18 protein-coding genes are annotated in these 26,119 nt (G+C 43.1%); 4 read left to right on the forward strand and 14 right to left on the reverse strand.

Going from position 1 to position 26,119, the window contains the following annotated elements:
• Positions 1-60 precede the first annotated feature (60 nt).
• Positions 61-1,917, reverse strand: coding sequence for a CocE/NonD family hydrolase (locus AC1RRY_RS08810; RefSeq protein ID WP_492816360.1), 1,857 nt, complete (start codon positions 1,915-1,917; stop codon positions 61-63).
• 439 nt (positions 1,918-2,356) lie between these two features.
• Between AC1RRY_RS08810 and hisG the strand changes: the two genes are divergently transcribed.
• Genes hisG through AC1RRY_RS08830 form a run of 4 tightly spaced genes read left to right on the forward strand, consistent with a single transcriptional unit; the run spans position 2,357 to position 6,147 of the window.
• A complete protein-coding gene (gene hisG, locus AC1RRY_RS08815; protein ID WP_492816358.1) occupies positions 2,357-3,226 on the forward strand; it encodes an ATP phosphoribosyltransferase in 870 nt (289 codons plus the stop codon).
• An 18-nt stretch (positions 3,227-3,244) separates the two neighbouring features.
• On the forward strand, positions 3,245-3,550 hold the full coding sequence (locus tag AC1RRY_RS08820; protein WP_492816356.1) for a phosphoribosylpyrophosphate synthetase: 306 nt from the start codon (positions 3,245-3,247) through the stop codon (positions 3,548-3,550).
• A gap of 1 nt (position 3,551) precedes the next feature.
• Complete coding sequence (gene hisD, locus AC1RRY_RS08825; RefSeq protein ID WP_492816354.1) at positions 3,552-4,820, forward strand: histidinol dehydrogenase; 1,269 nt, start codon at positions 3,552-3,554, stop codon at positions 4,818-4,820.
• Between the two features lie 55 nt (positions 4,821-4,875).
• The gene (locus AC1RRY_RS08830; protein WP_492816352.1) at positions 4,876-6,147 is read left to right on the forward strand and encodes a Xaa-Pro dipeptidase; all 1,272 of its coding nucleotides are present in this window, start codon (positions 4,876-4,878) and stop codon (positions 6,145-6,147) included.
• Positions 6,148-6,201: 54 nt separating this feature from the next.
• Here AC1RRY_RS08830 and AC1RRY_RS08835 read toward each other — a convergent pair whose 3' ends face one another.
• The 13 genes from AC1RRY_RS08835 to AC1RRY_RS08895 all read right to left on the reverse strand — a co-directional run bounded on the left by AC1RRY_RS08835 (position 6,202) and on the right by AC1RRY_RS08895 (position 26,063).
• Positions 6,202-6,975: a cupin domain-containing protein gene (locus AC1RRY_RS08835; protein WP_492816350.1), complete on the reverse strand. Its 774-nt coding sequence runs from the start codon at positions 6,973-6,975 to the stop codon at positions 6,202-6,204.
• A gap of 37 nt (positions 6,976-7,012) precedes the next feature.
• Positions 7,013-8,770 carry a glycoside hydrolase family 9 protein gene (locus AC1RRY_RS08840; RefSeq protein ID WP_492816348.1) on the reverse strand — a complete coding sequence of 586 codons (1,758 nt, stop codon included), beginning with the start codon at positions 8,768-8,770 and terminating at the stop codon, positions 7,013-7,015.
• An 86-nt stretch (positions 8,771-8,856) separates the two neighbouring features.
• On the reverse strand, positions 8,857-9,264 hold the full coding sequence (locus AC1RRY_RS08845; RefSeq protein ID WP_492816346.1) for a Dabb family protein: 408 nt from the start codon (positions 9,262-9,264) through the stop codon (positions 8,857-8,859).
• A gap of 130 nt (positions 9,265-9,394) precedes the next feature.
• On the reverse strand, positions 9,395-11,272 hold the full coding sequence (locus AC1RRY_RS08850) for a glycoside hydrolase family 44 protein (protein WP_492816344.1): 1,878 nt from the start codon (positions 11,270-11,272) through the stop codon (positions 9,395-9,397).
• A gap of 182 nt (positions 11,273-11,454) precedes the next feature.
• Positions 11,455-12,447, reverse strand: coding sequence for an L-glyceraldehyde 3-phosphate reductase (gene mgrA, locus AC1RRY_RS08855; protein ID WP_492816342.1), 993 nt, complete (start codon positions 12,445-12,447; stop codon positions 11,455-11,457).
• Positions 12,448-12,458: 11 nt separating this feature from the next.
• Complete coding sequence (locus AC1RRY_RS08860; RefSeq protein WP_492816340.1) at positions 12,459-14,417, reverse strand: sialate O-acetylesterase; 1,959 nt, start codon at positions 14,415-14,417, stop codon at positions 12,459-12,461.
• A gap of 57 nt (positions 14,418-14,474) precedes the next feature.
• The gene (locus tag AC1RRY_RS08865; protein ID WP_492816338.1) at positions 14,475-15,650 is read right to left on the reverse strand and encodes an AGE family epimerase/isomerase; all 1,176 of its coding nucleotides are present in this window, start codon (positions 15,648-15,650) and stop codon (positions 14,475-14,477) included.
• 65 nt (positions 15,651-15,715) lie between these two features.
• Positions 15,716-16,912: a glycoside hydrolase family 130 protein gene (locus tag AC1RRY_RS08870; RefSeq protein ID WP_492816336.1), complete on the reverse strand. Its 1,197-nt coding sequence runs from the start codon at positions 16,910-16,912 to the stop codon at positions 15,716-15,718.
• A 54-nt stretch (positions 16,913-16,966) separates the two neighbouring features.
• Positions 16,967-18,796 carry a sodium:solute symporter family protein gene (locus tag AC1RRY_RS08875; protein WP_492816334.1) on the reverse strand — a complete coding sequence of 610 codons (1,830 nt, stop codon included), beginning with the start codon at positions 18,794-18,796 and terminating at the stop codon, positions 16,967-16,969.
• Between the two features lie 33 nt (positions 18,797-18,829).
• Positions 18,830-19,948 (reverse strand): glycoside hydrolase family 26 protein, encoded by a 1,119-nt coding sequence (locus tag AC1RRY_RS08880; RefSeq protein WP_492816332.1) that lies wholly within the window; start codon positions 19,946-19,948, stop codon positions 18,830-18,832.
• Positions 19,949-20,203: 255 nt separating this feature from the next.
• Entirely contained in the window at positions 20,204-21,283 is a 1,080-nt protein-coding gene (locus AC1RRY_RS08885) for an IPT/TIG domain-containing protein (protein ID WP_492816330.1), read from the reverse strand.
• A gap of 18 nt (positions 21,284-21,301) precedes the next feature.
• The gene (locus tag AC1RRY_RS08890) at positions 21,302-22,873 is read right to left on the reverse strand and encodes a RagB/SusD family nutrient uptake outer membrane protein (RefSeq protein WP_492816328.1); all 1,572 of its coding nucleotides are present in this window, start codon (positions 22,871-22,873) and stop codon (positions 21,302-21,304) included.
• 55 nt (positions 22,874-22,928) lie between these two features.
• The gene (locus tag AC1RRY_RS08895; RefSeq protein WP_492816326.1) at positions 22,929-26,063 is read right to left on the reverse strand and encodes a SusC/RagA family TonB-linked outer membrane protein; all 3,135 of its coding nucleotides are present in this window, start codon (positions 26,061-26,063) and stop codon (positions 22,929-22,931) included.
• Positions 26,064-26,119: the final 56 nt, after the last annotated feature.

Raw genomic sequence — 26,119 nt, forward strand, 5'->3', positions numbered from 1 at the left:
AAAATCGCCACATGAGGTGGCGATTCTGAAATTATTGTGTTCAAATTAATGACACTTCTATTACTTTAGTACCTGCACTTCAATGCTCGAGTTAGAATATACCTTATGTGTAGCTTTAATAAAGTCAGACTCTTCTGCTTTGAAAATATTTGGTACGAATTTCTGCGGATTACGGTCAATCAACGGAAACCAGGTACTTTGAACTTGAATCTGTATCTTGTGGCCTTTCTTGAAAGTATGCAGTACATCCTGCAACTGGATATTAACATCAGTCACCTTATTGGGAACAAATGCTTCGGGTTTTTCGAAACTGTTTCTGAACCTACCTCTCATTACTTCACTGCGTACCATCTGATGATAGTTGGCCAGCATCATATTTTTATTGGGCATATAAGGGTGATTAGGCTCATTGCCCGGGTACACATCAATCAGTTTTACAACCCAGTCTGCATCACTTCCGGTGGTGCTCACTTTCAGTTTGGCGAAAATCTCACCACCCAGCGTTATGTCTTCTGTCAATACATCGGTCTCAAATACCAGTACATCCGGGCGTTTGGCTGCAAATCGCTGGTCTTCCGACATATAGTTGAAAGGTGTAAAGCCTGTCATGGCAGAAAGGTCTTCACTATAAGGAACAGGTTTTTTCGGATCACTGATGTATTCACTGGAGCTTACTTTGGTAGTGCTGGTCTGAGCAAGTTTTCCATTCGCGTTCAGGTAGAATGATATTTTTTGTGCTGAAGCCACCGGCCATTTGTCAAATTGTTTCCATTCTTTAGCACCAGTATCAAATAGATAAGCATCAGGCAAGCCTGTTTTGCCGTCTCCGGCTTCTTTCAGAAAGTGGCGGAAAAATTTCGCCTCGATGTTTCTCTGATAAAAAGTAGCGATACTATCTCCGAAATACACATTGCTGTGCAGGGTGTGCCCGGTTTCAGCCGACCAGCGACCGTGGCCGAATGGACCCATTACCAATGTGTTATAAGTGCCCGGATTATTCTTTTCTATTTTTTTGTAGACAGTAAGCGGGCCATATAAATCTTCGGCATCAAACCAGCCGCCTACGGTCATTACTGCATGCTTTATGTTTTTCAGATGTGGTACAATGCTTCTTTTTTGCCAGAATTCATCATAGTTAGGGTGTTCAACCGTTTCCTGCCAGTAAAAATTATCTTTATAATATTTCTGAGCGTTTTTCAATGACCCCAAATCAAGCTGAAACTGATAGCCATCTTTCATCTGGCTGGTGTTTATCATCTGGTTGCTATACCATGCCTGTGGTGTTGGCCCTGAATGTTGGATACCAAATACCGGAAAAGTGAATAGATAGGCCTGAATAAAAGCACCGTTGTGGTGGAAATCATCAAAGAAGAAATCACTTACAGGTGCTTGCGGAGAAGATGCTTTTAATGCTGGATGTGCATCTACAGCACCTGCTACCGTATAGAAACCTGGATAAGAAATGCCCCATTGACCAACCCGTCCGTTATTGGATGGAATATTTTTCAATAGCCACTCTATGGTATCATACGTGTCAGAACTTTCATCAGGGGCGGTGTTGGCACCATTGCCCGGGTTGTTAGGCGTCATGTTTGTCCAGGTTCCTTCAGACATCCAGCGGCCTCTTACATCCTGATACACAAATATAAATTTGTCTTTCATTAGCGTTTGTGATGGCCCCAGTCTTGCCGGATACTTGTCTTCGCCATAAGGTGCCACGCTGTAGCAGGTTCTTTGCATCATGATTGGATACTTGGTAGCTTCAGATGCGTCATTGGGTACATAAACGGCCGTGTGCAGTTTGGTGCCGTCTCTCATGGGTACTTTATACTCGTGTTTGGTGTAATTTTGTTTGACAAAATCATTTTGTGCTATAGCCACAAACGAGTATAGCACGAAAAAGATCATCTTTTTCATGAAGTGTTAGTTTAGAATAAAGAATGAGTAAAAAACAGACGCAATTTAGGAGGAATGCGAGAGCGTTTTACAAAAAGCGAACAAAATTTTTAAACCTTGTACTCCAGAGATTTACTTTCTTGAAATCAGGAAAAAATCGCCAAAAAACAAATCGATGCCACAATAATGGCCGAAACGATTTTTTTGACTTTGTGTAATTTTACCTCACGAGTAGCCCGGTAACTTAAATGCACCGAATGTCTCATAAAAAAAGGGTGTTTAGGGGGTGTTATAAATAATCCTCAACGCGTTTAACGTAATACAAAGTTATCAACATTTTAATATTTTTCCAAGTTATGAATCCGTTAAAATGCTTCTAAATTGCTTTATACAATTTATTCCTTTGCAAAAAACGTTCCAAACTGTATTTTTGCAATCTTTTCAATGAAATCACAAATAAATGTCGAATAAAGATTCAGTTTTGCGAATAGCCCTACAAAAGTCAGGAAGATTAAGTGAGGACTCATTTGGACTTTTTAAAGAATGTGGTATAAAGTTTGAAAGCGGGACCGGCAAACTTAAAACCTCATCGTCCAATTTTAATGCCGAATTCCTTTTCCTTCGGGATGATGATATTCCCGGATATGTAGAAGACGGTGTGGCAGATATAGGAATTGTAGGCGAAAATGTTTTTGTTGAATCGAATCGTGAAGCAGAACTGGTCTATCGTCTTGGTTTTTCCAAATGCCGTTTATCCATTGCCGTGCCACGTGGAGTTGAATACAACGGCATCAATGATTTCAATGGTAAAAGTATAGCCACTTCTTACCCTCGTATTTTGGGAGCTTACCTGAAAAGCAAAGGTGTAAACGCCGAAATACATGAGATCAGCGGCTCAGTTGAAATTGCCCCGAGTATCGGGCTGGCAGAAGGAGTTTGTGATATTGTGAGCTCGGGAAGTACATTGCTTAGCAATGGTTTGAAAGAAGTGGAGGCTATTTTCCGTTCGGAAGCTATTCTGATTGCAAGTAAAAATTTGTCGGACGAGAAACGCGAAACCCTGAATAAATTGTTGTTCAGAATACGGGCGGTACAAACGGCTCAGAATTACAAGTATATTCTGCTGAATGCACCTAACGAAAAGCTGGATGAAATTATCAGCATGTTACCGGGCATGAAAAGCCCGACCATTGTACCTTTGGCGATGTCAGGTTGGAGTTCGATTCACTCAGTACTGGAAGAAAACCAGTTCTGGGAAAACATTGAGGCCATTCGGGCTGCAGGTGCAGAGGGTATTCTGGTGATTCCGATAGAAAAAATGATTTACTAATCTTAAATTATTACTTTAATGACCACCTACGATACTTCCGCCGATGCTATTAATGCTTTAGTAAGTAAGGGATACGATCATAATTTTAATCTGAAAGAAGAAGTGTTGTATTGCCATACGAACAATACGAGTTTGGAGCCAGATGAATTTCAGATTGATGAGGTGTATCGTTTTGAAGGTGAAACCGACCCTGACGATGAGGTAGTGGTGTATGCTATTTCGTCGCCGGTTACTCATGTTAAAGGAATTTTAGTTAATGCCTACGGGGTTTATGCCGAAAGTATTTCTGCGCAATTGGTTGAAAAATTGAAAATTATCAGATAGAATGAAAATAGTTTCTTTCCCGCCACGTGCTGAGTGGAAACAATTATTAGCACGTCCTGTACAGGAGATGGCCGATATTGAGCAAAAAGTACAACCTATTCTGACAAAAGTAAAAGCAGAAGGCGACAGAGCGTTACGTGAATATGCATTGAAGTTCGACAAAATTGAGCTGGATACGATTCAGGTACCGCAATCGGAAATTGATGCGGCCGAACAACAATTGAGTGAAGCACTTAAAACGGCTATAAGACAGGCTTATCAGAACATCTATACTTTTCATGTGGTACAAAAACAGGAGCCACAGATAATTGAAACCATGCCCGGTATTAAATGCTGGAGAAAAAGTGTAGGCATACAAAAGGTAGGATTTTATATACCCGGTGGTACAGCACCGCTATTCTCAACGGTATTAATGCTGGGAATACCGGCACAGATTGCCGGTTGTCGGGAAGTAATTCTTTGTTCACCGAGTAATCACCCTGCTATTTATTATGCTGCCAAACTGGTGGGTGTAACGCAGGTTTTCAGAGTAGGGGGGGCACAGGCTATTGCGGCCATGGCGTATGGTACTGAGACGATTCCGCAAGTATATAAGATTTTCGGGCCGGGTAATCAATACGTAACGGCTGCCAAACAATTATTGAGTAAAGAAGGTGTAGCCATAGATATGCCTGCGGGGCCATCGGAGGTAGCTGTCTTTGCTGACGATTCAGCAGTTCCGTCGTTTGTAGCCTCAGATTTACTCTCACAGGCAGAACACGGTGCCGACAGTCAGGTTTTGCTGGTTACTACCAGTAAGAAACTGGTTTCTGCCGTTAATCTGGCAGTATCAGGCCAATTGAATCGTTTGCCCAGAAAAGAACTGGCAACGCAGGCTATTGAAAACTCGAAAATTATTCTGCTTGAAAATGAAGCAGAATGTATAGAATTATTGAACGATTATGCCCCTGAACACCTGATACTATCGGTTGAAAATTATCCGGAAGTGGCCGAGAAGATTGTTAACGCAGGCTCTGTATTTTTGGGCAACTACACCCCCGAGTCTTGCGGAGACTACGCATCTGGCACCAACCATACTTTGCCGACCAACGGTTATGCACGTGCCTACAGCGGTGTATCGTTAGATAGTTTTGTGAAGAAAATTACCTTTCAGGAAATATCAGAAACCGGCATCAGGAATATTAGCAAAACGGTGGAATTGATGGCTGAAGCAGAGTCGTTAGAAGCGCACAAACGCGCAGTAAGTTTGAGAATTGAGAGTTTAGGTTAAATGATCTATCAACAAACAGTAATTAAATCATACTTATCTTTTAAACTGTATATCCATGAAGAAATTACTCTGCGTTTTATTAAGTATAGGTGTTTTTAGTGCCTTTTCTCAAGAGCAAATTACTGCTATCAAAGCCGGGAAACTCTTTGACAGCGAAAAGGGTATCTTTCTGGATAATCAGATCATTCTTATAAAAGATAATCTGATAAGTGAAGTTGGAAGTAACGTAAAAATACCGACCAATGCACAAGTAATTGATTTAAGCAAGAAGACCGTTTTACCGGGTTTAATTGACTGCCATACGCATATTACAGGACAGCCGGAAAATTATATGGAAGACTTGTTCCGCAAGTCACCGATTGATATAGCCATCACTTCACATATTTTTGCCAAACGTACATTGGAAGCCGGTTTTACTACCTGCCGAGATGTAGGTGCTAATGAGTATATTGACATTGCCCTTCGAAACGCTATCAATGCAGGTAAAATACCGGGGCCGAGATTGTATGTAGCTGGTTTTTTTATTGGTGCCACCGGTAGCCATGGAGACCTGACCGGATTTTCTCCTTATTTGCATTTTCAGCAGGAGTCTGGTGTGGCAGATGGAGTGGATGGTGTCAGGAAAATGGTTCGCAAGAATGTGAAATACGGAGCCGATCTGATAAAATTCGGAGCAACAGCAGGAGTGTTGACGGAAGAAGAGTCTGTCGGAGCTCCTCAGTACTCTCAGGAAGAAATGAATGCCATTGTAGCAGAAGCTGCTTTATGGGGAAAAAGAGTAGCCGCCCATGCCCACGGTACCGAAGGTATCATTATGGCTGTGAAAGCCGGTGTGAATTCGATTGAACATGGTAGTTTTCTGAACGAAGAGGGCATTCGCCTGATGAATGAAAAGGGTACGTATCTGGTGGCAGATATTTATAATGATGATTTTATATTGTCTGAATATGCTAAAATGGGTGTTCCGCAGAAAATAATTGAGAAGGAAAAATTGGTTGGCCGAACACAGCGAGAAAACTTCCAGAAAGCAGCCAAAGCAGGTGTTAAAATAGCTTATGGCACTGATTCAGGGGTGTATCCACACGGAGACAACGCCAAACAGTTTTTTTATATGGTGAAATACGGCCTTACGCCGGTGCAGGCCATTCAGGCAGCTACCATCAATGCTGCTGATTTGATAGGAATAAAAGACAAAGCCGGCTCTGTCAGTGTAGGAAAATGGGCTGATTTAGTGGCAATTGATGGCAATCCGCAACTAGATATTACCCTGATTGAGAAAAAACTGACTTTCGTAATGAAAGATGGTAAAGTTTACAAGAATCAATAAAGACACAGTTGTATCAAAACAATAAGGCCTTTGAGTATTCTCAAAGGCCTTATTTTATTCAAACTGAAAGGCAAAGTAGGTAACGGTACCCTTGCCGATATTTCTGATGGCATGTGATACATTCGATTCCAGAAAGATAATATCCCCGATTCCTGCTTTTATCCATTGTCCTGCTATGTGTTCTTCGGCAATGTTATCAATGGGTAACAATATTTCGGCTGCTTTGTGTGTATGTGGCGGGTGACTTTCCAAGCCTTCCTTCAGTGTGGTTACGTGCATTTCAAAGCGTTTGGCCATAGAAGTAGGTTTATCAAAGAATTTTCTGATACCTCCTTTATCGTGTGTCTGAAATGGTACCTTGCTCCAGTTTACAACAAATGAGCCACCAGCCTGTTTGCCTCTTTCAATGTTTTTCGGCTCGCGCGACTCATACCGCATTACATAATAGGTAGTGTTTGTATTGCTCTTGTTTTCGAAACTGTGCTCCTCACCCGACATGATCAGCGCTATGCTTCCAGTTTCGAGCGTATGCACTTTGCCAGCAATAGTTACGGTTAATTCACCTTCTTTTACAATAATCAATTCTTCTTCTTCATGGCTATGGCCCGGGTGTGGTGCCTGATTCGGATAAACCGTTGTGGCATGAATCTTAATATGTTTAAACGCAACCGAACTGCATTCTACCAAAGGTCTTTGCTCGGAATGTTCTGTCTTTTTTACAGGCGCATCAATCCAGTGATAAATTTTGGCTTCAATGGGTTTAAGATTATCCTGCCCTGTTACCTGAAATGCACAACCGAAAAGAATGAATAATAAGTAGTTTTTCATTTTAATATACATATTAGGTTGAATTCTCATTGAATCATCAGAACTTCTTTTGTAATGCTTCTATAGCTGCAGCCAGGTAGACTATCGGAGCATTCCAGTTGATGGCAATTTCGTTAGAGGCATAAGAACAGACATCATCAGTGAACGATTCATCTGCAATTCTGGTGGTATAGGTGGCGCATTTATCCTGCTGTCCCGGATTCGGCCCGCCTGAAAGCAACCCCGGTACCGGTTCCGCAATGCCGTCGGCCTCTGACGGTCGATGATGCGGGTGCATCACCTGCTTTGAACCGAAGCCTGTCAGAAATGAATAGCCTGTTGCATTTCTGCCCAGTAAATAATCCAGATTTCCCAACGCTGCCACCAGATATTTTTTATCCGGATTAATCCTGTAAGCCTGCAATAAAGCAATACCTTGATTGGCCGCATGAGAACTGCTCCCCCACATATAATCGCGGGTACTTTTGCCCATAACAGTATTGTAAGCTTGTTTATCCGCGCCATCCAGCAGGCCATCTGCAAAGCTAATTAATGATTTTTTCAAAGCCGGTAAGGTCTGTTTCGCTTTTGGGGTCAGTATTTTTTCAGACCTGACAAGGCTATAATAGCCCAGCATTCTCACCTGGCTCCAGGTTGGCAGCATTAAAGCGGCTTCAGGGAACAGATTAGTCGCATCAGCATAGGTGTCATCCTTTGTAGTAATCCAGAGCTCTATGGATGCCCAGATCCACTCGTCGGTACTATTTCGGTCACCGTATTCCCCTGTTACAATGTCGGGGTCATATTGCTTATTGTTTTCGTTTTGCAGATACAGCACCTTCGGGTTTGCTTTGGCCCACGCCCATGCTTTGGTAGCGGCTGTCAGGCAAGAGTCAGCAAGACCGGGTAGGTGTTTTTCATAACCCTTAAAAACTCTGCTTGCCTGCGCCATCACTGCCGCAAAGTCCAGCGTTGCTATGGTGTTTTTTTGTACCACGTAACGGGGCTTTGTGGCTTTATCGGGCATTACCATCCCGTCAAATGAAGGATTAGTCAGTTTATGATAAACGCCTCCGTCATTAGGATCCTGCATCGTCAGCATCCATCTTAGGTTATACAATGCTTCGTCCAGCAAATCAGGTATCGCATTATCGCTTTCGGGTATATTGGCTTTGAAATTTGTAAAATAGGCCGGATGGTCTTCAAACAACGAAAACAGCGTTGCCATCGTAATACCCGAATTGACAATGTATTTATTGTAGTCTCCGGCATCGTACCATCCTCGTGGAGAGGAGATAACTGTATTTTCTGGACGTTCTTTTGAAACAGCTGAAGCGTGTATCAGTACTTTATCATCAGGATGCCCGGCTTTTCTATGCCATTTGCCTGCATATTTTTCGGGCAGGTCAGTTGAAACTCTTTGGTAATAAAAACCTTTTAATGCGGCTATGGCTGCATTGCGGTGTATATCGTTTTTAATTTCGAAAGAGTAGGAGAGTCCTTTATCACCAATGCTGATGTAGTAAGTGCCTGTTTTCTGCAAAGCTGAAAAATCGGCTATCTGGGTCTTTTTCTGAGAAATAGCATTGGTTCTTTGCTCAGATAATTTACCTCTGAAAACCACATCTTTTTTGTTTGAGGCCAGCACCGCAAAATCACTTTGTGGTTCACCTACCCAAACGGCTGTTTTAGGGGCCTTCTGATAGAAACCGACCTGATTGAGTCTGATATTATCGGTTTGGGCAAAAGCGTTATAAGTGCAGCACACTAATGCTGACAATATTGCAAGTAAAGGAAGGTTGAATAATCGCTTCATAACGGTATGGTTTGATATAAATAAAGCCACACTTGCGCATTTGTATTGTAAGTGTGGCTTTGGATTTTATGCAGATGCCTGGAGAATTATCTCTTTGGGCCAACCGAGTCATACACATTTACTTTTTCCCATAAATGTGAGTAATCTTCTACGAATTTCAAATGGATAGGGTGTGTCTGATAGATTTCTTCTTCTTTCAGATTATCGAAGAAACAAAGCCACGAAACCGAATAATCGCGTACAATTACACTACGTGTTGTACTGGCCGGTACCCCAATATGAACCATACGGATAGTTGGTACTTTCGACAGTTTCTCAAGGCCTTCCAATAATTTGGCTTTATCTGCTTCGCTATTCGGGTTTTTCAGATAAAAATATACGTGATGCACAAACAGTTCTTTGGCTGCTTTGGCTTCGGCAGTTCCGATGATTCCGGCAGCACCTACTGTTAAAGCGGTGTTTCTTACGAAGTCACGACGGGAAATCTCTTTCATTTTCTTTGATTATTTTAAGTTGTCTATAGTTTTGAAACGTACTTTATGAAAACTGATGCTAATAAAACAAATAACTGTCGGTTTGACAATTATCTGGTGTTGTTATTATAACATCATAAAGGCGAACCGGTTACTCAATAACTATTTTCTTAATGATTGAACCGGCCTTACCTGATAATCTGACAAAACAAGTTTGTGCAGACAAATGATGTTGCATTTCAACTTTACGGCTTGCTTTTGCAACATCCTGCCGATGAATGACTTTCCCTTGTAAATCTAATAATTCCAGTTGGTCAAATGTTCCGGTTTCCCATTCAATAGATATTTTTTCGGTAGAAGGATTCGGGAAAACCTTAATCTTAAAATCTTCGCCGGTTTCTGTTCCTAAAATACTAACCTGACCTACTTTTCCACCCAATTGTATTGTAGTTACTGACATTGGGGGCAGTGAAATGCTCAGTTTATTATCTGTTACGTTAATGGTACTTTCAGTCAAAGCATTGCGGGTATGAGAAAAGAATGTTTCTGCAGCAGGCAATGACTTAATACTTAACGCTTTTGTGGCTGTTGTATTGACTACAAAATTATCAAAACTGATATTTGTATTCTGGCTGCTGGCACTGCCTCTGTTAACCAATACTATGGTAATAGAGTCTTTAGCTGCATTGATGCTCGGGTAAGCAGATACAAGCGTTTCGTTGGATGATTCACCTTTGATAACGTTCGCTTTATTGTATCGGCTGAACAGATGCAGGGTTTCCCACATGCCGGGTTTCCAATGCCAGGGGGCGAATATTTCCACGCCGTTTTTCATAAACTCTCCTATAGTTGAAGCATATGAAACAGCTGTTACGCTCGCATTGTCTCCCTCTATTCCCATTTCAGTAACCCCGAGTGTTATACCATGATTTGCGCCCATGTATTTATTGAGCCAGTCGTTCACACGTCCGAAGATATATTCCTTGTTCTGGCTGTTATCCCAACTGCCATTTACATTTTTTACGCCATTGGCACCCGGATAGGCATAATTACGGTCAAAAAACACCCGGTGCAATTGTACTATTTCATCGGTTATTTTTGTCGGTGGATAAAAGTGGATATCCAGCACATCCAGCAATTTCACGCCACTCGTTTTTTGTTCTTCGGATATACGTTTAATGAAGTATTCCAGCCAGGGGTAGTTTCTGCCCTCGTGACTGATTACCGTCGGCCAGTTATACCATTGCCATTCATTGGCGGTTACCGGGCCAACCAGTTTTATTTCGGGATATTTCTCTCTGGCTTTTTTGGCAACGGCAAAATATTTCTGCATAAATTCTTCGGCCGATATGGCTGTGGGCATCACGTCATCATGTGTGCCGTTCCATATTTCAGCCTCGTTGTCCATGTTCCAGTAAATGATCTTGCTTTTATCAAGACCCAAGCCATTTGCCCCAAACCAATGATCAAGAATACCCGTAGTTGAATCGGCTGTCCATTTTTCAAGATACAAGGTCGGGTCACCATCAGTTTTTGCCTTTGTTCCGGTCGCGTTTAGCACACCGTTACCCGCCAGATTCTGATTGACACCTTCCCACCAGGTAGAGCGGTTGTAATTCCAGTCATTAAAATTATATGCGTCGGTTTTGGCTGCCCAGCCTATCAGCTGAAACGCCCACATGCCTTGTGCATACGGGAAATTCTTTTGTAGATTCTGAGCAGCCTTGTCCCAATCGTTGGTATATACATTGTTATACCAATCCGGGTGGCTAGATAGTTTTCTTCGCCAGTTATATTTGGTGCTGTTGTTGCCGGTACTTTCTCTGAAAAACTGCACGCCTGCATCCTGCAAGCGGGTCAAATCTTCACTGGATAATTGCTCATTCGGGTTAGTAGAGGCAAAAGAGTTGTTACGGCCATAGAGATACGGAGAAATCGGCTTTACCTCTTGTGTGGGGTCTATTTTTATAGTTACCTGTGCTGAAATATTCAGGCTTATCAATAAGAGAAGTATGGATAGTTTTTTCATGGTAATTTAATAATGAGGAAGTCATGGGGCATTCAAAAAGCGAAACAAACAAAATCTTATTTCATACAATTTGACCCCAAATTTCAACACCAGTGGACGACTGTCCCTCTTCCAAACAGCGGAGAGACGTACTTTTTCATCCCCTCCCCATTGTTGGGGAGGGCAAGGGAGGGGTTGCATTATTAACCTTTTAAAATCAATTCAATCGCGTTGAGTTCATCATGTGTAAAATCAAGATTTTGCAGGCATTTCAATGAATCTTCCAATTGAGAAACGCGGCTGGCGCCAATCAGAACAGAGGTAACTCTATAATCTTTTAACAGCCAGGCTAAAGCCATTTGTGCAAGCGTTTGCCCTCGTTCTATGGCTAAACTGTTGAGTTGCTGAATTTTGTGAATGGCATTTTCAGTTACCTGATTTTCCTGCAGGTGTCCGTGTTGTTTAGCTGCTCTGGAATCGCCCGGAATACCTCTCAGATATTTATCCGTCAATAATCCCTGCGCCAGCGGAGAGAAAGGAATACAGCCGACTCCCTGTTCTTCTAAAACATCTAGAAGTCCGCCTTCCACCCAGCGCTCAAACATTGAGTATTTCGGTTGATGTATCAGGCAGGGGGTACCCAATTGTTTCAGAATATTGATGGCCTTGGCGGCATCTTCTGCCTGATAATTGGAAATGCCGACATACAAAGCCTTGCCCTGACGAACAATCAGATCAAGTGCGGCCATTGTTTCTTCCAAAGGGGTATCAGGGTCGGGGCGATGATGATAAAATATATCAACGTAATCCAAACCCATTCGTTTCAGGCTTTGGTCAAGACTCGCCACCAGATATTTTTTAGAGCCCCATTCTCCATAAGGCCCCGGCCACATCAGATAACCGGCTTTTGAAGAAATAATGAGTTCGTCGCGGTATTGTGCAAAGTCCTTTTTCAGCAGAATGCCGAAATTCTCTTCGGCCGAACCCGGAGGTGGGCCATAATTGTTGGCGAGATCAAAATGGGTGATGCCGTTATCGAAGGCTGTTCTGAGAATCGCCCTATAATTTTCAAACACATCTACTCCGCCGAAATTGTGCCATAGTCCCAATGAAATGGCAGGCAGTTTAATTCCGCTTCTACCGCACCGGCGGTAGGTCATCTGTTCGTATCTGTCAGGATTCGCTAAGTAACTCATATTTTTCAGGTCTATTCGAATTTATTTCCGGCTGTTAGTCCTTTCCAGTCGTCGGTTCTGAACGGGCTGGCAGGCAAACCATCTTCATTATATAAATTGGCATCTTCAGGTGCATCAGCCCAGCCGTAACGAACAGCTGAGGGTTTCAGACCTTTCGGATGATACACCACTACTTTATCACCTACTATATCAGCCTTGGCGTAATAAAATACTTTGTCGTCACCGGCTATTTCAAAGCCTTTCAGATAACCGAATTTGTCTTTAGCAGTTAAACCTTTGCCAATGTACTTAAATGAAAGGGTAGCTTTGCCTTTTTCGAATTTCGCTGACTCGTACATTGGCCCTGTGTGCAGGATATCCTGTGCATAATCGAATTTCAAGGCGTTCAGAGCTAATCTGTGGCCTACGTCCTGCTTATTGGTTGGATGAATATCTTTCGGATTGCCCACGTCGGTCGATACCGCCATTCCTGTTTTGGGCAGACTCAATGTCATGGTTTGTGCCTCGCGTAATTCTCCCCAGTTACTTCCCTGATTGCTACTCCGGTAATCACCATAGCTCGATAACTGTACAAAATAGAAAGAGAAATCATCCTGCCATTGTTTGCGCCAGTCGTTGATCATCAAAGGGAAACTCTTGCGATACTGGTAGGCTCTTCCTGCATTGGTTTCTCCCTGATACCACAGCGCACCTCTGACGGCAAAGGGTACCAAAGGGGCAATCATGGAATTGTATATAGTAGTGCCCACATTATTGCTTGAATGCACGTAGTCGTGCTTATCGGCAAACGAAGGCATGATTTTCCAATCATAGGCCAGACTGATTTTATCGGTTCCGGCACTCAGATACAAATCATCATTGCCACCCATCAGCCCCAAACCATACCAGGCAGGGTCGACCATCTTACCGAATTTTATGGTCAGGCGATTGTTGCCTGCTTTCCATGTATTAGCCGGAATCGTGATTTTCCTTGTCCCTTTCATGATGCCTTTAAAAATCAGGTCACCATTAATATAAATTTCGTTCTGATTATCCTGAATGCCTAGCCCGAGTGTTGTTTCTTTACCAACCATGTCAGCAGGCACTTCAATGTTGCGTGCCATGTAACCGTTGCCTCTGAACATCCAGACCCCTTTCCAATCCCATTGTCCGAGCGGGCTGCCGGCGCTGAGCCATTTAGAAAAATCATAATTTGCTTCCAGATACTTCTTTTCATCTTCAACTGTCGGGTTGATTTCCGCGCTGCCGAAAATGGTTTTTCTGGTTTTCTTATCATGAATGGCATCTGAAGCTTCCCAGTTGTCGGGTAAGTTTTGTGCATATGGTTTCAATTCCTCATCAGTCAGCATGGCTTCTCTGCTAATCCAGCCTTCTATCTGTGACCCTCCCCATGAAGAATGCAGTAAACCTACCGGTATGTTCAGTTTTTTGTACAGTTCCCGGGCAAAAAAGAAGCCTATTGCCGTAAAATTGCCCACAGTTTCGGGTGTGCATATTTTCCATTCTCCGGCTTTTAAATCAGCCTGGGGTGTCATAGTTACCTCGTGTTCAACATAGAAATGTCTGATTTTCGGATAATCAGCATCATTTTTTTCTTTCATGTAATTATCAGCCTGCGACACCCGCCATTCCATGTTCGACTGCCCCGAACAAAGCCAGACTTCACCTATAAGGATATCTTTCACCGCCAGATTACCCGATGCTGCCGATACATCCAGCTGATAAGGGCCACCGGCTTCCATGGGTGCAAACCGAACTATCCATTTACCCGAGGCATTTGCCTGTGCGGACAGGGATTGATTCCCCAGCGAGACTTTTACGGTTTCATTAGGATTGGCCCAGCCCCAGACCGGAATAGACTTCTGGCGCTGCAACACAACGTGGTCTGAAAACAAACGGGCCAGCTTTAATTGAGCGAAAGCAGTTGAAGTTAATGCGAGTAATAACAGAACCGACAGGAATCGTTTCATAGTGATTTTTTGAAAAGGCGGTTGAATAATTATTTCAATACAATGATAAGCAAACTTTTATGATAATCGTCTGATTACCTCCATGCAGGCACGTGCATTATGATAGGGGCATTTCCAGAACCCGGCCTTATCGTGCTTTTTCATGGGCTGGTTGTTTGCATCCAAACCCCAGTACCATTCACCGGTGGGAGTAACCAACGATTTCCGGATGAAATCCCAACTGGCTAACGAATGTTCGAGAAAGGCCTTCTGTTTTGATATTTCATAGGCATTCAGAAAACCTACCATAGCCTCGGCTTGTACCCACCAGTGTTTTTCTTTGTTCAGGTGATGGGCATCCTGCTCATTAAACATACCCCCATCCGCATCGAGCCCTTTTACTGATGCCTGGGCTATCTTCACCGCCAGTTGTTTGATGTTTTCCAGCACCTTTTTATCTCCAAGCACCTCGGCAGCTTCAACCAGTAACCAGGATGCCTCGATGTCATGCCCGAACGAAACGATATCTGATTGCACCGTCCAGTCGTCGGCAAAGAACAGATGCTGCGTATGTGTTTTTTTATCTACTATATGCTCGGTAAAGTCTTTCAGTAAACCATTAATCTGTTTAGCCAGGTGCTCGTTTTTCCAGACTCTGTATAGATTAGTATAAGGCTCAATGATATGCAAATGCGTATTCATTGATTTCTTCTGGTCTTCTTTTCCCTGTGTAATTACCTTGTCTTGTATAACTTTCCAGTCGGCAGTAGTTACTTCGTAGTATCCTCCGTGTTTTTTATCAAAAGCTACCTGTTCTATTATCTGAAATAGCTCAATGGCTTTGTCTAGTGCGTGTTTGTCATGAAAAGCCCTGTAATATTCTGACAAGCCGTAGAGCATGAATCCCTGCCCGTAAATCTGTTTGTGGGTTTGTTTAGGCTGCCCGGTGTAATCAACTGACCAATAGCCGCCGCTGTTCGTTTTGTCCCAGAAATGCTCCAGCAGATAATCATACGCTCGTTTGGCGATTTCTTTATAGGCAGGTTTCGGCTGATGCAGCCAGGCCGCAGAGAATGTCCAGAGAATACGGCTGTTCAGTACAAGGCCTTTTTCGGCATCTGCAATAATTTTATCATCTGCAGTTATTTTACCGTAAAAACCACCCTGTTCTTTGTCGAGGCTGTGGTTTATCCAGTAATTCAGAATATGATCCAGCTCGTTTGATACTTCGTTACGAAATGTTTTTAAATCCATTACAGATATATTTTAGCAGGCATTGGGTTAATGGCAGGATTACAGATACTGAACCGCTTTGAAATTTAGACATTAATCAGATTTCTGACTTCTGCATGGCGTAAATTTTTTTCTATTAATGTATTGATATTTTTTACGGAAGTCGCAGACCTGAAGCCATCTTCCGGAGTATTCATGCAATAGTCTGTCAGTTTATCAATGGTGCTGGTGGCTACGTGCATACGGGTGTCAGAAGAAGCATAATAAATATAAACAGTACCATCGTCATCAGGAATCCATCCGTTTGAAAAAGTAACGTTCGATACATCTCCCACACGTTCGACGCCTTCCGGTGCAATAAAGTATCCGGCCGGTTTGTATATCACCTTTGTCAGGTCATGAATATCAGTCATAAACATGTATAATACATAACGTAACCCGGCAGCAGTGTTACGAACCCCATGTGCCAGATGCAGCCAGCCTTTATCGGTTTTGATAGGAGCGGGGCCTTGTCCGTTTTTTATTTCATATACCGTATGGTAGTGTTTTTCATCTATAACATATTCTTTCTCAATGATTGCATTTTCCATCGAATCAGCAAAGCCAATGGCTATCCCACCACCGGTGCCTGCTTCAATGAAGCCATCCTGCGGGCGAGTGTACAAGGCATATTGGCCATTCACAAATTCCGGATGTAATACTACATTTCTTTGTTGTGGCGAAGGGGTTTTTAAATCGGGCAGGCGTTCCCAGTTGAGCAGGTCTTTGGTGCGTGCTATACCACATTGAGCAATGGCCGACGATTCATCTCCCGGTTGAGCGTCAGGGTCTTTACGTTCCGTACAGAACAGACCATATATCCAGCCGTCTTCGTGTTGCACCAGCCTGATGTCATACACATTGACATCGGGCACCTCTGTTTCCGGCATATCAATGGGGTAATCCCAGAATCTGAAATTATCTATTCCGTTCGGGCTTTCGGCAATGGCAAAAAACGATTTTCTGTCGAGCCCCTCTACACGCACAGCGAGAATATATTTCTCCTGCCATTTAATGGCTCCGGCATTAAATGTAGCATTGATACCAAAGCGTTCCATCAGATGTGGATTACTTTGCTTGTTCAGGTCATAGCGCCAGAAAAGCGGCGTATGGGCTGCGGTAAGAACAGGGTTCTGATATCGGTCGTAGATACCATTCCCGAGTTCAATTTTCTTATTGACTTGTGTAACAAGGTCTTGATGTGCCCTTTGGAGCAACGAAAGTCTTTGTTCAAAAAAGGTCATCGGATAAAATCAGGTTTGTTTTCACTAATTATATAATAAGGTTTGTACGTATACTTAGTCTGTCGGTAGCTTCTGGTACCAGGTTTTGCGCAGAATCAGCACGCAAATGCCTAATACTATGGCTGTTATAATGCTATGCTGGGGTTTCAGCAATACAATAAACACCGGCAAAGCGGTAATGGCTGTCTGTGCTATAACGCCTACAATAACATTGAACATATCTTTGCCGAAATCCTGATTCTTTCTGAACCCGGGGTTGTCTTTCAATACTTCTGCATGCACCGGCTGCCAGAATCCCCATGGTCGCACACTTGTATAAAAACTCTTCAGTACGGTCATATTGGTAACTGGAGTCAGTAACGAGCCGGCAATGCACCCGATAACCGAAAGCAACAGGATTAAAGGGAAATAATAGAGTGGTACGGCGTTCTTGAATATATAAGGAAACACCATAGCCGACAGAATCCCTGCCAGCATGCCCCAGAAGAAGCCGTTGGCATTGAAGCGCCACCAATACCATTTCAATACGTTGGCAGCTATATAGCCACCGTAAAGGGCACCCACAATCCATTGCAGAATACTGTTTACGTCTTTGGCGAAAATACCCAGCACAATACTAATCACCACTATGACAATGCCCGATATGTAATTCATACGGCTGATTTCTTTGTTGGTTGCTTCAGGCTTGACTGATTTCAGGTAAATATCGTTTACCATATATGCCTGAGCCGCATTGAGTGTACCGGCGAATGTTCCGATAAAAGCTGCCATGAGCTCGACCAGAAAGAGACCCAGCAAACCTACCGGAGCAAATTTGAGAATGGCTGCCGGAAGAATGCGCTCAAAATCTACACCACCAGTGGCGGTCTGAATGTTGAGGTCTTTGTAGTATAACAAACCCAGAACTGTAAAGCCGATGATCATCAGGTATCTGGTAGGCAACAGCACCACATTTACAAACATGTTCATCAAGGCAGCGTCACGAGGTGACCGCGCCGAGAGTATCTTCTGCATATCATAATTAGGAGCAGGGCCGGCCAGACTGGCCAGTATCCCTTTGGCGGCCATCAATGAAAAGAACATACCAAACGGATCAAAGTTATCTTCTTTTATTTTGGCGTTTACTTCGGGTAGCAGATTGCTCCAGTCTATGCCAAGATTCCAGCCGAATGACAAGTCGAACCAGCCATCCGGTACAGGCAGTGTTTGCCCGCCTAATTCATGCATGGCAATAACAGCAATACTGATTGAACCCAATGCCATGAGTGAATACTGAATTACATCAGCCCACACGATGCTTGACATGCCCCCCATGATGGAATACAACACTGCAAAAAGAGTGAAAATAATTCCATAGAAATGCGCGGTAAAACTAGACGGAACTGTGAATGGCAGATAAGCCTGAATGCTGTCGAAAGGAATGAAAATTTCAATAAATTTACCCAGACCGATAAAGCCGTAGGCCATAAAACCCATACAACTCAACAAGGCAAATGCTACTATGATTTTGTGCGAACGCATGGCATCTTTACCTGTTCCGAATCTGGTGAGCATCCATTCGGCACCGGTAGAGGCATTGGAGCGGCGCAACCAGATAGAAAGATAAACGAACATAAACACCTGATTGAATACCGGCCAAAGCCAGGGTAGCCAGATACTCTTGACACCATAAACGAACATGATGGATACCATCCATAATGTACCCGAAATATCAAACATGCCCGATGCATTCGAAATACCCAACATCCACCAAGGCAGGGTATTGCCGCCCAGCATGTATTCTTTTTTGTTGCGCCTGGCTTTATTTCTCATAATGAATCCTATGGAGGATACAATGAGCAGGTAGGCCAGAATTACGATACCGTCTAAAAGCTGTATTTTCATAAAAAAGAACGAGTTGGGTAGAAGCAGATAGTATTACTTTCCTTTATACAAGTTTTTTCTGGCGGCCCCTTTTTCAAGAAGCACTTTATCTGTGTGTATCATTTTCAGAAAATCCGGTGCGCTCTTCTGGCCTTCATATGGGGCATAGTAGTGGCGGTCGTATCCATTCCGCCATACCAGAAAATACGATAGCTTACTATCCTGCACAACGGGCAACACAATGTTTGTCCACCAGTCGGTTTCTGTTATCTGTTCCAGACCCATTTCTGTTACTGCGCAAGGCTTGTCGAATTCTGTTGCAATTTCTTCCAGTGTGGTAACCATGCGCTTAAAATCTTTTTTGAACGATTCGTTGCTGGCAGGTGCTTTTGTATGATAAATATCAAAACCTACCATATCTACATAGTCATTGCCGGGGTAACGTTCCAGATAATGTTCTTTTGAAGTAAAACGATCGGTTGAATAGGCAATCAGCATATTGTGAACGTTCTTCTTTTTGATCAGGTAATCAACCGTAAACCGCCACATTTTTTTATATTCTTCAGGCGTGCAATGCCCGGATCCCCACCAGAACCACGAGCCTGTGTGTTCATGAAACGGGCGGAAGATTACAGGAACCGGTTCTCCATTTTTACCTTTCAGGCTTTTGATGAAAACAGCTACTTTGTCGAGCCAGCTTTCATATCTTTTTAGGTTCTCTTTGTTGTTGAATGTGTTTTTTATAGTCGAATCAGCTTTATCCCAGGTTGTTTTCTTAGGGTCAGTCGGATTATTAAAATGCCAACTAATAGTATTTACACCTCCGCGGTTGTAGGTGTCTTCCATGTATTGTTTCATTCGGGTAAAAGGCACTTTGTCCAGATTTCTGGCACTGTCTAATTCCATTTTACCTAAGTCCCAGCCTATTACAGCCGGGTGTTCTCCGGATACGGTTTTTATGTCTGAGCGACCATCTTGTCCTATCCATCGGGTGCCATCGGCATTCAATCCATACGCCAATGCGTCCTGATGCCCGAGCATTACTCCGTGCTTCTGTATGGCTTTTAGATTATTATAAAGATTTCTGGTCTCTTTGGTAGCTTTCTTATCAATTTGTGCAAAACTGATGTTAAAAGTAAAGACCAGTAAAAGAAATGGGATTAGTGTTTTCATAGGTTTTTTAGGGATTTTAGCGATTTAGTGAATGAGTGATTTAGTGATTGTTATCTTGAACTTTGATTTACCTGATAAATATGATTTTTTGATTATTAAGAAAACTAAGAATTGATTTTGAATTCATCATTACCAAGGTTTCAATATTCATAATCATTGTAATCCTTAAATCAGTTAAATCAAAGTTCAGACAACATTTATCGCGATTTAGCATAATCACTCATTCACTAAATCACTCAACCGCTCACTCATTAATTATTTCACGAGCATTACATCATCAAAATAGAAGACTTCATCCTGCTTGTCTGGTCCCTGGATTCTGAATCCTATTTGTTGAACGCTTTTGCCCGGAGCCCAGAAATCAATGTCTGACAATTTGACTTTGAAGTAATTCCAGACACCTGCTTTTACATTTACTTTGTTGGCTTCCACGTAGTTTCCGAATCCGGCGGCGCTTCCATCTGTAGTGATGTATAACGAATAATCTTCCGAAGCACCCTTAATCCACATCGTAATGTAGGTGTAATCAGCTGAATAAGGAACAGTCGGCCACCAGTTGGTGAAGCCTATCAGGTGCCAGTTTCCTTTCTGATAGTTTTTGCCTACCGATTTACTGCCTGATTTAAACTGGGTTGTTGAGATTGCTCCCGCATCACCCCATGAGCCGTCACCAAAGCCTTCGCCGTATGCGTCAGTAAATATCTGAAGCGCTTTGTCTACATTTACAAACTCCTGTGTTGTTTTAAACAAACCGGTAGCGTTTATAATGTCTAAAGAAGCTCTGTTCGCATCTGATGCAGGCATTTTCACAACCAGTTGCTTTTTGGTTTTTGATACAATGGTTGCTGCATCACTCGTACCAGTCAGCGTAACTGAAGTTACATCATCAAGGTTGTTTCCGGTAATGGTAATCTCGGTATCTTTTGTGAAATTGTAGTTTGATACCTCCGAAACCGACGGGAACGCCAATACTTTAAAAGGTACGCTTAATTTAGCGCCTGCGCTATTGGTGAAAATTACATTCTGCAAACCACCGGCGGCATCTTCAGGCACGCGGAAAATAAGCGATTCGGCCGTATTTAAAGTGGGCTGAAAACCGGCGGGCACATTGTCTTTTTCGAAAACAATGGAACGCATATCGCCCAGTCCGGTTCCGGTTAGAACTATTACGGTGCCACCTGCGGCAGAATCAGGCTTGATACCTGCCGATTTTGGATTACCCGGGCCAATCTGTGGTCTTCCGTCTGTATCCTCTGTACATGAACTCACGCCAAAGCCGAGTACAAGTGCAAAGCATGCAAGGGTTATGATATTCTTGAATTGATATTTTTTCATTGATAGAATCTTTAAATATTATTTGTAATAAGGTACTGCCGGTTTTGCTAACTCTGGATCCTGAACGATTTCACCTGCCGGAATCGGTACATACATTCTGGCTTCCGTAAAAGTGGTGATGTAGTTAGGGCCACCGTCAAACGAACCTCTATTTTGTTTTTCGATTATCGCTTTTGCTTTGGCATATCCCTGGCGTTGGATATCGTACCAGTAATCGCCTTCAAAAGCAAATTCCACGCGGCGTTCATGTAAAATGTTGTCGTTAGTGATTGAGGTTCTGGCTACCAGTCCGGCGCGGGCTCTTACTGCATTCAGTGCTGCAAGTGCTGATGCATCGGTAGTTGATGCCGCACCTGCCAAAGTAGCTTCCGCGTAAATTAACAGAATGTCTGCATAACGAAGTAATACAACGTTATTACCTGAGTTCTGTCCTGCTACAGGTTCACCACCATAGGTTTTACCCGGGCCTGCAAAATACTTGGCAATATTGGCTCTTACTGCATTTTTGGTTCCACCATTATCAACCGATTGAATTGTGTCATACTTGTAACCATTGGCCATGAAAGTATTGTAGCCGGGAGCGTTGGCGCGTTGTGGTTTCCAGTTTGGATTGGTCCAGCCATGTTCCATAACTGACCATTTACGGCGTAGGTCTCCGAATTCGTATTCATTCAGAATGTCAAGCGATGGCATGTACATTTCCCATGCATCGGCTTCGGCAGTTCTCAGGTTGCTTGGGCCACGGTCAGGGTTTTTGATATTTCCTGTTCCCCATGGATCTGACGCAAACTGATGCTGAATGGAGAAAAGAGATTCTGAATTATTGTTCATGCTGGCTTTGGTAAACATGCCGTTGTAATCACTAACCAGACTGTATTTGCCCGAATCCATCACCTCTTTTGCTTTAGTTTTGGCATTTGGGTAATCTTTGTTATAGAGATACAACTTGGCCATCATGCCCTTTGCCGAATATTTGGTTAAGCGGCCGGGTTCGTCAGATTCAGGTAGTTTAGCTTCTGCCAGTTGTAATTCTTCCAGCGCAAAACGAAGCACGTCTTTCTGAAAATACCGCGGAATATTGAAATTACCTGACAAGGCTGTTTCACCCGGATCGGTGATAATCGGTGCATCGCCCCAGGTGCGGGCAATGTAGAAATAAACAGCGCCTCTAATGAAGTGACACTCGGCAATGGCAGGGTCCAGATAATCGGCACCGCCACCTGCTGCTTTTTTCTCTTCGAAGGTTTTAATCATTACGTTGGCATAACCAATGATTTTGTAGAATGCACCCCAGGCTCCGGCTACACGCTCTGATGCCGACGATAGCGAGAAGTTTACATACTCAATATCAGTATATGAAAACATATTACCCGACATCACGTCGCCAATGGCATCCTGCGCACGGCTTTCGTAGTTACGCCATGGCAAACCACTGTAAAGCGTACTGGTAGCCGCTCTTACCTCTGCGGCATTGTTATAATAGTTTCCTGTCGTTGTCCCCGACAGCGAGGGTCTGTCAATAAAATCTTTACTACATGACGCCGATATTATCATGGGGATAACAAGGGCTGATATTTTTAATAGTTTCATTTTCAATTTTGATTTACGAAGCGCCGGGCTTCTTTGTTAATAAATGCTTTTCTGCTTAAAATTCAACATTGGCACCTATTGTAAAAGTACGTGGATTTGGATAGTGACCTGTGTCAACATTCATCAGCTTGATACTGTTATTGAACGCACCGATTTCTGGGTCATAGCCCGAGTACTTGGTAAATGTTTTCAGGTTCTGGATTGAACCGTAAATTCTGAAATTAGAGGCTTTTATTTTACCCAATACTGTTCTTGGCAGGCGGTAACCCAAAGTAATATTCTGAATTCTCAGATAGGAAGCATCCTCAACGTATCGGTCTGACATCGCCGTATTGTTCTTGTTGGTATTAGTAAAGCGTGGCAGGCTGCCGTCGGTGTTGGTATCAGTATAACGATCCAATACAGTACGCATCTGGTTAGACCAGGGGCTGTTCAAACCCTCTAATTGCCAGCGAAGGAAGTTGAAAGCTTTAGCTCCCTGGCTGCCTTGCACAAATAACGTGAAGTCAAGCCCTTTGTAGTTCAAAGTGTTGGTTAAACCATAAGTGAAATCGGGAAGTGGGCTACCCAGGTAGGTCATATCACTCGCATCGATTTTACCGTCTCCGTTTATATCTTTGAAACGAACGTCACCCAGATAGGTTTGAGTAGGGTCAACAATATAACCAAATTGCGGCAGGCTGCCGTCAAGCTCAGCCTGTGTACGGAACAAACCATCGGTAACTAATCCCCAGAACGAACCTACAGGGCGACCCGGAGTAGTGTGGGTAATCAGATAGTTGTTGTAATATACCTTGCCATCAAGGGCAGAAGCTGCACTGGCTGCTCTATCGTAAGTATTTTTGAATCTTGTAAATACTACGTTGGTTTTCCATGTCAGGTCATTGGTTTTAATATTGGTTGTTGTGATACCAATATCGATACCTGTATTGGTCATTTGACCTGCATTACCAAGTGGCGCTTTCAGGTCATCCCACTGGTCGCCCACTCCAATCAGGTTTGGCCCGGTAAGGAAGATAATCATGTCAGAAGTTACCTTCTTATAAACATCAATTGTTGCATCAATGCGACCGCTCAGCAAACCGATGTCTACACCTGCGTTGGTAGTTTTAACAGACTCCCATTTCAGATTAGGGTTCGGAATACCATTGATCATGTTTGAAGTACCAAAACCAACAGGGCCTGAGAAGAATTGTACCGCACCTACGTATGCAGGGTTTGGCGCACCACCCGGGAAGTTCTGATTACCTACCAATCCGTAACCTACTCTTAGTTTCAGATATGTATTGGCAAAATTATCTTTAATGAATTTCTCGTTAGAGATTGTCCAGCCTGCTGATACACCGGGGAAATAACCCCATCTGTTATTAGGGCCGAAGTTAGAAGAACCATCAGCTCTGAAACTGGCAGAGATTGAGTACTTGTCGTCAAATGTATAGTTGGCTCTGGCAAAATAAGATTCCATAGCCCATTGCCCTTTACCACCGCTTAGCCCCCAGGTTGTCTGGTCGGCACTACCGGTGTTCAGGTCGAATATATTGGCTTGCAAGTCAACTTTTGTGCCTGAAATGGCCTGATAATAAGATGATTGCGCCTGATGACCCAATGTAGCCTGAATACCATGTTTATTGATATACTTGTTATAATTCAGGTAATTGGTAATTGAATAATAATAGCTGTCTGAGCGGTTATCTATCAATTTACTTCTGAAAGTATCACCACCTACGTTACCTGTTTTCTGGAAGGCAATGTTATTGTCTTGTCCTAATGAATAAGACAATTCGTTTCTTAGCGAAAGGTCTTTATACAACTGGAATTCGGCATACAAACTTCCGAAAACATTGTTGGTAGTTTTGGTATTGCCTCTGTACTGGCTGTTACCTACTAGGTTGGCGTTGCTGTAACGTACACCACCAATTATTTGTCCACCACCCCATGTTCCATCCAGATTTTTTACCGGAGTCAACGGGCTGGTAACGGCTCCCCACCAGATGGTACTTTCGGCAGCATCGGCCAAACTTACGTTTTGAATACTTCTGGTAACGTTGGCACTAAGACCAACCTTCGCCCAGCTTTTCAGCTGATTATCAATACTGAAACGGCTTGAGAAACGTTTGAAGTCTGACCCCAGCAAGATACCGGTGTTATCGTAGTAGTTCAATGAGAGGTAATAGGTAGTTTTATCTTTGCCACCTGAGAAACTTAACTGGTGATTCTGTACCGTTCCTTTTCTGAACATAGCTTCCTGCCAGTCGGTACCATTACCGAGAATCGAAGGGTCTTTGAATTCATCTGAAGTCGGATTCCCGATTATCGGAAGCACTTCGTTCTGATATTTTGCGAATTCACGCAGGTTCATCAGATCCAGTTTTTTGGCTACTTCAGAAACCCCATAGTACATTTCATAGTTAATTTTTCCTTCTCCTTGTTTTCCTTTTTTAGTAGTGATCAGGATCACCCCATTGGCCGCTTGCGAACCATAAATAGCCTGCGCAGAGGCATCTTTCAGTACATCGATTGATTCTATATCATTAGGGTTCAACATGGCCATTACACTATTTCCGGTTTGTCCGTTCGAACCTCCCAGTCCGTCAAAGCCCCGGTTATCGCTGGTATTACCGCTTACAAACGGCACGCCGTCAATTACGAAGAGTGGGTCGTTACTATTGATGGATGTAACCCCGCGGACTTTTACAGAAACCCCACCACCGGGCTGACCACTATTGCTGGTTACAGTAACCCCTGCGGCTTTACCTTGCAGCATTTGGTCGATACCGGCTACGGGCATGTCTTTCAGATCTTTTGCCTTGATAGAAGTGATAGATGAACTGATATCGGCCCGTTTAGAGGTACCATAACCAACCACTACTACTTCTTCGAGTGCTTGGTCTTCTGAAGTTAACTTTACATCAATTTTGGTTTGATTACCAATAATTACTTCTTTGGTAAGCATACCCACGAATGAAAAAATCAAAGATTGTGCTGTGTTGGAAACAGTAATAGAGTAGCTGCCTTCCGCATTAGTTGCAGTACCTTGATTAGCGCCTTTTGCTACTATCGAGACTCCGGGCAAGGCTTCGCCCTTGTCGTCTGTAACTTTTCCTGTTATGGTTCGTTGCTGTGCCACAAGCGAGAGGCTCATCAGCGAAAGAAAACCAAACAGTAGTGATTTGATAAAATTTAGCTTCATAGAAAATTTGAAGGATAGTTAAAGAGAAAATTTTGCACAAAGTTGATAAAATTTTG

It is taken from the genome of Emticicia sp. GW821-FHT11C11, from assembly GCF_058808615.1.